Origin of the sequence: uncultured Campylobacter sp. (assembly GCF_937890585.1) — a bacterium.
Taxonomy (GTDB): Bacteria; Campylobacterota; Campylobacteria; order Campylobacterales; family Campylobacteraceae; genus Campylobacter_A.
In genome coordinates, this window is the sequence record NZ_CALACG010000156.1 from 1 (window position 1) to 11,758 (window position 11,758).

Consider the following 11,758-nt stretch of genomic DNA (forward strand, 5'->3'; position numbering starts at 1 on the left):
ATTCATAAATTTGCCCAAATTTGTCAAATAAATTTAACTAATCAAAAAACTTAAAAAATCAGAAAAAATATAAGCAAAATTTGCTAAAATCCTCATCAATAATCTCACAACAAAAGGAGCTTTCATGAGCGGAATGGCTTTGATTGTATGTTTTGTTATAGCAATCATCCTTATGATCGTCATGATCTCAAAGCTCAAGGTGCATCCATTTTTGGCACTTATGAGCATTTCTTTGGTGCTTGCGATCGTCGCAGGTATTGATCTTTCCAAGATCCCAGCGATGATAGGCGTTGGCTTTAGCGGCACGTTTAAGAGTATCGGCATCGTCATCATCTTTGGAACGATCATCGGCACAGTGCTTGAAAAAACAGGGGCCGCGCTAAAGCTAGCGGATATGGTTGTAAAGCTAGTTGGACAAAGACGCCCTGAGCTTGCTATGCTTATAATGGGCTGGGTTGTCGGCATACCAGTATTTTGCGATAGCGGTTTTGTCGTTTTAAACTCTATCCGCGAGGCGCTTTATAAAAAGATCGCAGCAAGTCCAGTTGCTATGTCAGTCGCTCTAAGTGGCGGTCTATACGCATCTCACGTCTTCATCCCGCCAACTCCTGGTCCGATAGCTGCTGCTGGTACACTTGGCCTTGGCGGAAATTTACTCCTTGTCATCATCATGGGCACGGTTGCTTCAGTGCCTGTTTTGGTAGCTGTATATTTCTTTTCAAAAAGCATCGCTAAAAGCGTAACTATCAGCGACAAAGAGGCTGACGCTACTATCACAGCTAGCTACGATGAGCTTTTAAAGAAATTTGGCAAATTGCCTAGCGGATTTTTAAGCCTTGCTCCTATCATCATGCCTATCATTTTCATGGCGGTTGGCTCTGTGGTTGATGTTTTGGCAAAGCAAGGCATGCTTGATAAGGCTGCGCTCTTGCCAAAGATATTTTTATTCTTAGGTAACCCTATCATTGCACTTGCTATCGGCGTGATCTTCTGCGTATTTTTACTAGCTGAAACTAAAAAAATGAAAGAATTTGACCACATCACAAACGAATCATTAAAGATCGCTGGTCCGATACTCTTTATCACCGCAGCTGGCGGCGTTTTAGGCAATGTCATCACTGAGGCTGGCTTCGTAAATTTCATAAAAGAAAATGCCTCAACTATAAAAGCGATAGGAATTTTCTTCCCATTCATCATCTCGGCCGTGCTAAAAACCGCTCAAGGAAGCTCGACTGTGGCTATCATCACGACAGCCTCTATCATGGGCGCATTTAGCGCTGACAACTCGCTCATGCATACACTTGGCTTTACGAGCGAAATTTCAGCCGCACTTTGTGTCATGGCGATAGCATCAGGTGCGATGTGCGTATCTCACGCAAACGACAGCTACTTCTGGGTCGTTACAAACTTTAGTAAGATGACTGCAGATCAAGGCTACCGCACTCAAACAGCGATGACATTTATCATGGGCGTTGTTGGTATGATCAGCGTTTACGTCCTATCTTTGGTGCTTTTATGAGAATTTTGGTTGCGATAGATTCATTAAAAGGCTCGCTAAGCTCGCTTGAGGCGGGCCTTGCTGTTAAAGAAGCCCTTGAAGACTTTTGTGATGTCATCGTAAAGCCAGTAGCTGACGGCGGTGAGGGCAGCGTGGAGGCTATGGCTGACGCGCTTGATGCGAAATTTATAGATACCATCGTAAAAAATCCGCTTGGCACTGAAATTTTAGCTAGATATGCCCTAAAAGACGACCTTGCCATACTTGAGATGTCAAGCGCTTCAGGACTTACTCTTATAAATCCTGATGAGAGAAATCCTATGAAAACTAGCACATTTGGCTTTGGTCAGATGATAAAAGATGCCATTAGCAAAGGTGCTAGGAAATTTATCATAGGCATCGGCGGAAGTGCGACAAATGACGCTGGCACAGGTATGCTAAGCGCTCTTGGATTTAAATTTTATGATAAAAATGGCGCTTTGCTTGAGGGCAAAGGCGAGGATATAGCTCAAATTTGCGACTTTTCAGACGATGAGGCGCTAAAAGAGCTAAAAGAGTGCGAATTTTTAATCGCCTGTGATGTGGATAATCCACTATACGGTCAAAAGGGCGCAGCCTACGTCTATGCCCCACAAAAGGGCGCAAATGGCCGCATGGTAAAGCAACTTGATGATGGGCTAAAGCACTTTGCAAGCCTTGTAAAAGAGAAAAATGGCACTAAATTTCACACGCAAAAGGGCGCTGGAGCAGCTGGCGGACTTGGCTTTGCCTTTGTGGCATTTTTGGGCGCGAAGCTTAAGCCTGGCATCGAGATCATCACGCAGACAATAGCACTTGAAGATGAGATCAAAAAGGCTGATCTTGTCATCACTGGTGAGGGCCGCATGGACTTTCAAAGCACCATGGGCAAGACCCCAACAGGCGTGGCAAAGCTAGCTAAGAGGCATCATAAGCCAGTCATCGCGCTTGCTGGAAGCGTGCAAAGGTGCGCCAAAGACTGCCATAAGCACGGCATCGATGCGTATTTTTGCATACTAAATGAGCCAATGAGCCTTGAAGAAGCTATGCGAAAAGATAATGCCATTAGAAATTTAAAGATGACCGCCGAGCAAGTCATCCGCCTTTATATGCTAAATCATAAAGCATAAATTTAAAAAAGATAGAAGCTAAATTTCTATCTTTTTCTCTCTAAATTTAACTTCAAATTTTACTCACAAAGTGCTACAAAAATTCTCAAAATTTAATACATTTTGCAAAAAGATAAAATAAACTTTATAAAAAAAATTTACTATGTTAAAATAAGAAAAACTTCTAAAAAGAAAGGAGAATTTCTTATGCAACAGACCCTAAACTCTCGTCGCAGCTTCATCACAGCTGCAGGACTGTTTTTCGCTACGACTGCGCTAAAGGCAGCACCAAAGGACTTTGGCGGTAGTGGCGTTCGCTACGGCATGGCGATAGATCTAACAAGATGTGTTGGCTGTCAGTCATGTACTATGAGTTGTATGTTGGAAAACGACGTTCAGCCAGGTGCTTTTAGGACCATCGTTTCTGAGTACGAGGCAAAAGATAAAAGCGGTAAAATGGCGGTTATTGCGTCACTTCCAAGACTTTGCAACCACTGCAACAAGCCAGCCTGTATCGACGTTTGCCCAACTGGCGCAAGCTACCAAAGAAACAACGGCATCGTAAAGATCGACACAAAAGAGTGCATAGGCTGTGCGCTTTGCGTGGAGGCCTGTCCATATCATGCAAGATATCTTAGCTTGCATACCTACAAGGCCGATAAATGCACCTTCTGCGACCACAGACTAAGAGTGGGGCTTCAGCCAGCGTGCGTAGAGAGCTGTGTGGGCGGTAGCCGTATAATAGGCGATCTTAACGATCCTAACTCAAATATCAGAAAATTTCTAGCCACACACGAGACTATGGTTATAGATAGCCCTAAAAATACAAATCCACAGGTGTTCTACCACGGCGTCAGCGAAATTTTGGCTAAAAACGACAAGAAACTCGAGCTTGAAAACGGATATAAAAAGGTTATCAGCTGGAGCGAAGAGATAGCACAGTAAAGGAAATAAGCAATGCAAAGAAGAGAATTTTTAAAAAGATCAGCCGTACTCTCAACACTAACCGCAAGCGCTGTGCTAGCAGACGGCGAAAAAGACGACTACAAACCGCAGTCAAACTCACTAGAGCCTGAATTTAGCGTAAAAGATGGCAAAATTTCACTTAACGACGGACATAGCGTTGTCTTTTCAATGTGTCACGGCTGTACGACAAAGTGTGGCATAAGACTTCACGTAGATGATAAAAACGACAAAGTTTTAAGATGTAGCGGCAACCCATACCACCCACTATCAAACGTACACTGGGCAAATTTTGACACATCGATAAACGATGCTTTGCTTGCCACAACACTAAGCGGCGAAGATGAAAAGCGAGCCACAGTTTGCGCTAGAGGGGCGATCTTGCCTGAGATGATAGACTCACCAGCAAGGATACTAACTCCGCTAAAAAGAGTTGGCAAAAGAGGCGAGGGCAAGTGGAAGAGCATAAGCTTTGAGCAGCTAGTAGAAGAGGTAGTAGAGGGCGGAGATCTCTTTGGCGAGGGGCACGTGGACGGACTAAGAGCGATATATAGCGACGAGTTAATCGACAGCGAAAACCCAGAGTACGGCACCAAGCGCAATCAATTTTTAAGCTTTTACCTATATGACGGACGCTCTGATATTGTTGATCGCTTTGTCAAAAAGTCATTTGGCACTATAAATCACTACTCACACGGCGGAATTTGCGGTGGCGGCTTTAGGGTCGGTGGTAAGATCACGCATAACGCAAAGGGCTTTGCACACACAAAACCAGACTATGAAAACTCTAAATTTGTTATCTACTGGGGCACTTCGCCGTCAAATGGTGGCAACCCTTTCCAAAAACAGGCAAAAATGCTCTCTTACGCAAGAGGCACTAGAGATGACTTTAGCTACGCAGTGGTCGACCCAAGCGTTACAAATGCTGTAAAATACGCCTCTTCAGACAAAGGCCGCTGGATAGCGATAAAGCCAGGCACCGACTCAGCTCTAGCCATGGCGATGATACGCTGGATCATAGAAAATGAAAAATACGCCACAAACTACCTTATCCAGCCAAATTTAGACCAAGCAAAGCTAGCAGGCGAGATACACTGGTGTAACGCCACGCATCTAGTCATCACCGAAAAAGGTCACAAAGACTACGGCAAATTTGCACTTATCAATAACGAGTGGCAGGTCTGCTCGCGAGATGGCAAGATACAAAGCTACAAGGTAAATGAACCAGCCAAACTCTACTACAAAGGTCAAATTTTAGTAGACGGCAAAAAAGTCGAGGTTAAAAGCTCAATGCAGCTTTTAAAAGAGTCAGCTTATAAGTACAGCCTAGATGAGTACTCAAAAATTTGTGGTGTTAGCGTTGAAGATATCATCTGGCTTTGCGAGAATTTCACCAAAAATGGCAGACAGGTGAGCACAAACGTGCATGGCGGTATGATGCATACGCAAGCTGGTATGACTACTTTTGCGATCCTTTGTCTAAATACGCTAATGGGCACTTATGGCTATAAAGGTGGCAACGTTAATGCAAGTGCCGGCACACACGAGTTTTTAAAGGGCAGATATGATCTTGAGAACTTTGAAGGCGCTTATAAGCCAAATGGTCTAAATTTATCAAGATCAGGCAAATACTACGAAACAAGCTCTGAGTATAAGCGCAAAGTAGCAGCTGGCGGCAGCGGCTATCCATCAACTCAGCCATGGTATCCTATCTCTATGCCACTTGTAAACGAAACGCTTACGAGTCACAAGGCTGGCTACCCATACAAAGTAAAAGTTTTCATAAACTACATGACAAACGTACTTTACGGCCAAGCAGGACTTGAAAGAGCAGTTTTAGACGCACTAAAAGATAGTAAAAATTTACCACTTTTTGTGGGTATCGACGCCTTTATGAACGAGACAAACGCCTATGCTGACTACATCGTGCCAGACGGGGTAAATTTAGAAAACTGGGCACTTCCAAACTCTCTTTGGGGAACGATCGCTAAAACTTCGGTCGTGCGCTATCCAGCCGTTAGCTCAAAGCAGGCAAAGGATAAAAACGGCGGCGTGATCGACGTTGAGGCGTTTTATATAGCCGTAGCAAAGAGACTTGGACTAAAAGGCTTTGGCAAAAATGCCTTTAAAGATAAAGACGGAAATTTCATGGACCTTGACGTAAAAGAGCAGTACTACGCGGCTGCGCTAGCAAATTTAGCCTTTGACGGCGAGGGCGTGAAAGATATAAGCGACGAGGACAAAAAGCTTAGTAAGATATCAAGAGTGATGACAAAACTCGATCCTTATCTAAAAGACGAAGAGAAGCCAAAAGTAGCACACGTGCTAGCAAAAGGCGGTAGATATGATAGCTACGAGAGCGCGTACAAGGGCGATAAAGCAACCGTAAAAGTGCCAGCGCCTACGCCAGCTTCGATCTACTATGAGCCACTTGGCGGACACAGACACTCAGTAACTGGCGAATATATGCCAGGAGTACCGAGTCTAATGCTACCAGTAGCAAGTGACGGCACGCCGCTTGAGAAATTTTTCCCACGCTCTGAGTGGAAATACACAGTTAGCTCAAGAAAGTCAAATATCCAGCACTTCTACACCTTTGTTAGCCCAAGGCTAAGAGCTGTCCATCCTAGCAACTTCGTAAGGATAGCGCCAGATGTAGCGAGCGAGCAGGGCATACGCTCAGGCGATAAGGTCAAAGTGACTACGCCTTATGGAGCGCAAGTTGGCGAGGCGTTTGTAACGGACGGCGTTGCTAGCGGAGTTATCAGCATAGAGCATGGATTTGGACATGATGAGTTTGGTATAAGAACGCACATCGTCGATGGAAAGCCAGCTTTTGGGATAGCAAATTTAGAAAAAGGGGTCAATCATAACAAGCTCGGACTTCTTGATCCAAAAAGAAATGGCGAATTTAGCCTAAATGACTGGCTGGTTGGTACTTGCGCTAGACAAGCACTTCCTGCAAAGATAAGAAAGATAGGCTAGTTTGATAAATTTGGTGAGCAGAGCAAATTTGCTTGCCATCTCTCTTTTACAAGCCCCGCAAAGTGCTTTAGCCCATCATCAAGTTGCTTTACTATGCGACCATTTGCGCCCTTTTGTGGAGCATAGACGTAGGCTGCACCCTTGCCAATGGCATCTTTTATCATCTGACCAAAGCCAAATGTGCTAGTTTTCATAGGATTGCGTTCATTAGTATTTATAAGAGTAAGACCAGAAGCACTAGACATCTCATTTTAGAGCATATCTAGCTAAGATTTCAGTGCCAAGCGGGTTTTTAACGATAGTGTCTATAAATTTAGCATCAAGTGCATCAGCCATAGCCTCCACGCTGCCCTCACCGCCGTCAGCTACTGGTTTTACTATAACATCGCAAAAGTCTTCAAGGGCTTCTTTAGTCATAAACTTAGAGCTAAATTTGATAAATTTAATTCGCCAGATCTTCAGCCACTTTGGCAGCAAGTTTTAGTTTGTCACTATCAAAGTGCGTGTAAATTCTTGAGGTATTTAAGCTTGCATGCCCAAGGGCTTCTTGCACGAGCACAAGGTCTTTTTGCTTTTTATAAAGCATCGTTGCAAAGGTGTGGCGCAGCATGTGAGCGCCGTTTTTCTCTTTTCTGATGCCTGCTTTAAATAAAATTTGCTCCACGATACGGCTAACATAAGCCTGCGTTAGCCTCGTGCCTTTTTTATTTATAAAAAGATAGCCCTCTTTGTTTATGTAGTTTATGGCGATTGCGTTTAGGTGCGCTTCTATAAGGTGGCGCTTTATCATCACGATGCGGTATTTGTTGCCTTTGCCACGAATTCTAATGATAAAAAGATCGCCGTCCTCTGTGATATCTTTTCTCTTTAAATTTAGTGCCTCGCTCACACGAATGCCAGTAAAGATGATAGTTTTTATGATGAGCTTGTTGCGGTTTGAGTTTTGCTTAAAGTCGCTCTCCTCGATCGCTTCAAGAAATTTCTTGACCTCATCTTCGCCCATAAACTCAGGCAACTTTTGACCTTTGTTACCACTAACGCCGCCCCAGTTTTTTAAATTTATATCAAAAACGTGAGCCTTGCCGTCCTCTTCGTTTTGTTTATCTAAAAAGGCAAAGAAATTTATCACTGAAATTCTGTAGTTTTTCTTGCTCGCATCGCTTAGCCCGCCAGTTGTGCTGGCTAAAATTTCACTTAGCAGCTCTTCGTCGATCTGCTTTAGACTGCTAAGCTCATAAAATTTCATCGTCTCATATATCTTTTTAAGCGGGTTAAAATAGGTATTTATGCCAGTTAGCCCTGCATTTCTTGCGCTTTTTACCAGCCCATCAAGCTGCTCTATGTTTTTTATCTCACGGCTTAAGGCGAAATTTACACTTGCAAGCGCTTTTGGGTCTCTTAGCTCCTTGTTTGAAAGCGAGCTAAGTTTAAATTTGACATATCTTGTGAGCCAAAATATAAATGAGTTTTCAAAACTATCTTTGCAGTCAAGCGGGAATTTCAAAATAACGACCTTTAAAATTTTATTTTGAAAAGTATTATATTTGAAATTCTATGAAAAAGCTCAAAAACTATAAAAGCTTAAGCATATATCCATTTTCAGCGGTTTCAAGCTTATATTTATGCATCTTATCAAGCTCTAAAACCACTCTGAAATACTTGTCATGCCAGCCAATTATTACGTTTTTAAAAATTTCGTTTTCAAGCTTTAAATTTTTAGTTTTAAAACTTCTTGGAGGTTTTGCAAAGTCAAGCACGATCTTGTTTTTCTCGTAGGCAAAGTGCTTTAAATTTTTAGCTTTTGTGATGATATTTAGCTCTTTTTCATGTGTTAAAAAGCTCACAAATCCTAAGAATTTAACCTCTTTTTCACTACTTTTTATCTCTTGAACAGGCTTTGAGGCTGGCTCGATCTTTACTTCGACTACCTTTTGTTCAGGCTTAGCAGGCTCTTTTACTTTTTTTGTACCAAGGTCGATCACCACGACGTTTGGAGTTGGCACATCTGAGCTTTTATTTCTATCTTTGTTTGAAATTTTAGTCTCATTTTTTTCTATTATGACTGGCGTGCTAACCTTTTGAGCTGGTACCTCTGCCATCGTGACAGAAACATCTAGTTTTTTAGCTGCGACTGCTTCTGGATTTTTCATCTTGCTTATGGCAAATTCATCGTTCCAGTCGATAGTTTTGTTTATATCGGTTAGTCTTTTTTCTTTTATGCTGCCGTCATTTGCTCTGTATCTTATGGTGACATCAAGCAAAAGCATCGCATCGCTTGGAAATTTAAACGAGAGCGAGTTGAAGCTGTCATATTTTTCTACGACGTTTGTCGTCATAACGCTTGTGTTTAGCTCGCTAATAGGCATAAATGGGTTTTCTCTGGCGCATAAGCTCGCAGTCAAGATAGATAAAACTAACCAAATTTTCTTCATCGTTCCTACTTTTTATTAGAGTCTGGCTCAAGGCCTTGTAGTTCAAAATAATCTTTTTGCAGACGTGCATTCATCTTTTTTAAAATTTCCACATCTTCACTAAGCCTCTCTTTTTTACTCTGAAGGCTTAGCATCACGTCAAGTGAGCGTTTGCCAAACATCATGTTGCCCACGTAAAAGGCAAACATAGCCACGCAAATGGTGGCTATGACGTAGCGTAATGTTGGCCGAACAAATTTTATGATTTTATGAAATATGCCATCTTCTTTGCCATATTCATCTAAAATTTCGCTCAAATACTATCCCCTAAAAACTCGCCCGCCTCAAGCTCGATCTCAAGCAAGCGGTTGTATTTTGCGTTGCGCTCGCTTCTTGAGGTAGCACCTGTCTTTATCTCGCCAGTGTTTAGAGCGACTGCGAAGTCAGCGATAAACGCATCTTCACTCTCGCCGCTTCTGTGGCTCATGATGCAGCGGTAGCCGTTTCTTTGAGCAAGGCGGACAGTTTGCATAGTTTGCGTGACTGAGCCTATTTGATTTGGCTTGATAAGGATCGCATTTGCTATGTTTTTCTCGATGCCTTCGCGTAAAATTTTCTCATTTGTAACAAAGAGGTCGTCGCCAACTAGCTGCACCTTGCTGCCAAGCCTTTTTGTAAGCTCAGCCCAGCCACTCCAGTCGTCCTCGCTAAGGCCATCTTCGATAGAGAATATCGGATATTTTTCGCAAAGTTTTTCATAGTAGCTAATGAGCTCGTCGCTGCTAAATTTCTTGCCTTCAAGCTCGTATTTGCTGTCTTTATAAAGCTCACTTGAAGCGACGTCAAGGGCTAGCTTTATCTGGCTGCCTAGCTCATATCCAGCCTCTTTTACGGCTTGTGAGATAAGCTTTAGTGGCTCTTCGTTGTCTTTTAAATTTGGAGCAAAGCCGCCCTCGTCGCCGACAGCCGTGCTGTGGCCAGCTGCGTTTAGGATAGATTTTAGCTTGTGATAAATTTCAGTTGCAGCTCTTAGCGCCTCGCTAAATGTGCTAAAGCCAAATGGCATGATCATAAATTCCTGAAAATCAACGCTATTATTTGCGTGTGCGCCGCCATTTATGATGTTAAACATCGGCACTGGCAAGATACTAGCGTTTGCACCGCCAAGGTAGCGATATAGTGGGATATTTAGGCTCTTTGCAGCTGCGCGAGCTACCGCCATAGATACGCCAAGGACCGCGTTTGCGCCTAAATTTGAGTAGTTGTGCGTGCCATCAAGCTCAAGCATCTCCGCATCGACTGCTTTTTGGTTGTAGGCATCAAGGCCTATGATAGCTTCAGCGATCTTTTCATTTACGTTTGAAACAGCCTTTAGAACGCCCTTACCAGCATATCTCTCGTCTTTGTCACGAAGTTCGAGTGCCTCACGCTTGCCAGTGCTTGCGCCGCTTGGTACGATCGCGCTTGCCTCGGTGCCGTCGCTTAGTCTAACTGTCGCACGAACTGTTGGGTTGCCTCTGCTGTCTAAAACCTCGTGAGCTTCTACATCTTCAATAAATACCATTATTCATCTCCTGCTTCGTTTGTGTCGTCGTCTTCGTCTTTTGCGCCGCTGCTTATTAGGTGATCTATCCCCATTGAGCCTTTTATCGCCGCTACTATCTCGTCAGAAATTTCTGGGTGCTCTTTTAGGTAGGCTTTGGCGTTTTCTCTACCTTGACCTAGTTTTTCGGCCTTGTAGCTAAACCACGCACCTGATTTGTCGATGATGTCGAGTTTTACACCATAGTCGATGATCTCGCCCTCTTTACTCACACCCTCGCCAAACATGATGTCAAATTCAGCCACTTTAAATGGAGGTGCGACCTTATTTTTAACGACTTTTGCTTTTGTGCGGTTGCCGATAGGCTCGTCGTTTTGTTTAAGTGTGGCTATCTTTCTTACATCGATCCTTACAGATGAGTAAAATTTAAGCGCATTACCGCCAGTTGTAGTCTCTGGCGTGCCATATCCCATCATACCGATCTTCATACGAATTTGGTTGATGAAGATAACAGTCGTCTTCATCTTACTTAAAATTCCAGTTAGCTTTCTAAGTGCCTGACTCATTAGTCTTGCTTGCAGGCCAACGTGCTGATCGCCCATATCGCCGTCTATCTCGCTCTTTGGAGTAAGAGCTGCGACACTATCAACTACGATAAGATCGATCGCACCGCTTCTTGCAAGTGTCTCAACGATCTCAAGTGCCTGCTCGCCAAAGTCTGGCTGAGAGACATAAAGATTGTCGGTATTTACGCCTAAATTTGAAGCGTATTTTACGTCTAGTGCGTGCTCTGCATCGACAAATGCACAAATTCCGCCAGCTTTTTGCGCTTCAGCGATGATGTGAAGTGTGAGCGTAGTCTTACCAGAGCTCTCTGGTCCGTAGATCTCGATGATCCTGCCTTTTGGGACGCCGCCTATGCCAAGAGCCAGATCAAGCCCTAGCGAGCCAGTCGGTATCGACTCGATAGCCTCAACCTCTTTGTCGCCAAGTCTTAAAAGCGTGCCTTTGCCAAAAGCTTTATCTATCTGCTTTAGCGCAAGCTCAAGCGCCTTTTTCTTGTCCGCTTCGCTCTCTGGGATAGCTATCTTTTTGTCACTATCTTTTTCTTTTGCCATTTTTTACCTTATAGTTGAAATTTGGCTTGATTTTATCTAAAAAGAGATGAATTTTACTTGATTTACTCGCAAATTATAATATTTTCGCCAAGCAGTGCAGCGCTATCAATAAG

At 43.4% G+C, this 11,758-nt stretch carries 11 protein-coding genes; 4 read left to right on the forward strand and 7 right to left on the reverse strand.

Annotated features, from left to right (window positions below):
* Positions 1 to 124 precede the first annotated feature (124 nt).
* The 4 genes from Q0296_RS04625 (at position 125) to Q0296_RS04640 (ending at position 6,573) form a co-directional block, all read left to right on the forward strand.
* On the forward strand, positions 125 to 1,519 hold the full coding sequence (locus tag Q0296_RS04625) for a GntP family permease (protein ID WP_298037137.1): 1,395 nt from the start codon (positions 125 to 127) through the stop codon (positions 1,517 to 1,519).
* Positions 1,516 to 2,646, forward strand: a complete 1,131-nt coding sequence (locus Q0296_RS04630; protein ID WP_298037139.1) for a glycerate kinase — start codon at positions 1,516 to 1,518, stop codon at positions 2,644 to 2,646. The genes Q0296_RS04625 and Q0296_RS04630 overlap by 4 nt, the downstream gene beginning before the upstream one ends.
* Before the next feature lie 186 nt (positions 2,647 to 2,832).
* On the forward strand, positions 2,833 to 3,570 hold the full coding sequence (locus Q0296_RS04635; protein ID WP_298037141.1) for a 4Fe-4S dicluster domain-containing protein: 738 nt from the start codon (positions 2,833 to 2,835) through the stop codon (positions 3,568 to 3,570).
* Between the two features lie 12 nt (positions 3,571 to 3,582).
* Positions 3,583 to 6,573 carry a molybdopterin dinucleotide binding domain-containing protein gene (locus Q0296_RS04640; protein WP_298037143.1) on the forward strand — a complete coding sequence of 997 codons (2,991 nt, stop codon included), beginning with the start codon at positions 3,583 to 3,585 and terminating at the stop codon, positions 6,571 to 6,573.
* Here Q0296_RS04640 and Q0296_RS04645 read toward each other — a convergent pair.
* The 7 genes from Q0296_RS04645 to recA all read right to left on the reverse strand — a co-directional run bounded on the left by Q0296_RS04645 (position 6,570) and on the right by recA (position 11,645).
* Positions 6,570 to 6,767: a glycerate kinase gene (locus Q0296_RS04645; protein ID WP_298037145.1), complete on the reverse strand. Its 198-nt coding sequence runs from the start codon at positions 6,765 to 6,767 to the stop codon at positions 6,570 to 6,572. The genes Q0296_RS04640 and Q0296_RS04645 overlap by 4 nt on opposite strands.
* A 52-nt stretch (positions 6,768 to 6,819) precedes the next feature.
* The gene (locus Q0296_RS04650; protein ID WP_298037148.1) at positions 6,820 to 6,990 is read right to left on the reverse strand and encodes a glycerate kinase; all 171 of its coding nucleotides are present in this window, start codon (positions 6,988 to 6,990) and stop codon (positions 6,820 to 6,822) included.
* Between the two features lie 25 nt (positions 6,991 to 7,015).
* Entirely contained in the window at positions 7,016 to 8,077 is a 1,062-nt protein-coding gene (locus Q0296_RS04655; protein WP_298037150.1) for a tyrosine-type recombinase/integrase, read from the reverse strand.
* Between the two features lie 67 nt (positions 8,078 to 8,144).
* Positions 8,145 to 9,005, reverse strand: a complete 861-nt coding sequence (locus Q0296_RS04660) for an AMIN domain-containing protein (protein ID WP_298037153.1) — start codon at positions 9,003 to 9,005, stop codon at positions 8,145 to 8,147.
* Positions 9,006 to 9,010: 5 nt separating this feature from the next.
* Positions 9,011 to 9,193: a hypothetical protein gene (locus Q0296_RS11545; RefSeq protein WP_178140078.1), complete on the reverse strand. Its 183-nt coding sequence runs from the start codon at positions 9,191 to 9,193 to the stop codon at positions 9,011 to 9,013.
* 104 nt (positions 9,194 to 9,297) lie between these two features.
* A complete protein-coding gene (eno, locus tag Q0296_RS04670) occupies positions 9,298 to 10,548 on the reverse strand; it encodes a phosphopyruvate hydratase (RefSeq protein ID WP_298037155.1) in 1,251 nt (416 codons plus the stop codon).
* A complete protein-coding gene (recA, locus tag Q0296_RS04675) occupies positions 10,548 to 11,645 on the reverse strand; it encodes a recombinase RecA (RefSeq protein ID WP_002940852.1) in 1,098 nt (365 codons plus the stop codon). Before recA ends, eno begins: the two co-directional genes overlap by 1 nt.
* Positions 11,646 to 11,758: the final 113 nt, after the last annotated feature.

What these genes read in the sequence shown, in the direction of transcription:
- Q0296_RS04625 (WP_298037137.1), top strand. Translation starts at nt 125, where the DNA reads ATGAGCGGAATGGCTTTGATTGTATGTTTTGTTATAGCAATCATCCTT.
- Q0296_RS04650 (WP_298037148.1), bottom strand. Translation starts at nt 6,990, where the DNA reads ATGACTAAAGAAGCCCTTGAAGACTTTTGCGATGTTATAGTAAAACCA.
- Q0296_RS04635 (WP_298037141.1), top strand. Translation starts at nt 2,833, where the DNA reads ATGCAACAGACCCTAAACTCTCGTCGCAGCTTCATCACAGCTGCAGGA.
- Q0296_RS11545 (WP_178140078.1), bottom strand. Translation starts at nt 9,193, where the DNA reads ATGTTTGCCTTTTACGTGGGCAACATGATGTTTGGCAAACGCTCACTT.
- recA (WP_002940852.1), bottom strand. Translation starts at nt 11,645, where the DNA reads ATGGCAAAAGAAAAAGATAGTGACAAAAAGATAGCTATCCCAGAGAGC.
- Q0296_RS04660 (WP_298037153.1), bottom strand. Translation starts at nt 9,005, where the DNA reads ATGAAGAAAATTTGGTTAGTTTTATCTATCTTGACTGCGAGCTTATGC.
- Q0296_RS04645 (WP_298037145.1), bottom strand. Translation starts at nt 6,767, where the DNA reads ATGAAAACTAGCACATTTGGCTTTGGTCAGATGATAAAAGATGCCATT.
- Q0296_RS04640 (WP_298037143.1), top strand. Translation starts at nt 3,583, where the DNA reads ATGCAAAGAAGAGAATTTTTAAAAAGATCAGCCGTACTCTCAACACTA.
- Q0296_RS04630 (WP_298037139.1), top strand. Translation starts at nt 1,516, where the DNA reads ATGAGAATTTTGGTTGCGATAGATTCATTAAAAGGCTCGCTAAGCTCG.
- eno (WP_298037155.1), bottom strand. Translation starts at nt 10,548, where the DNA reads ATGGTATTTATTGAAGATGTAGAAGCTCACGAGGTTTTAGACAGCAGA.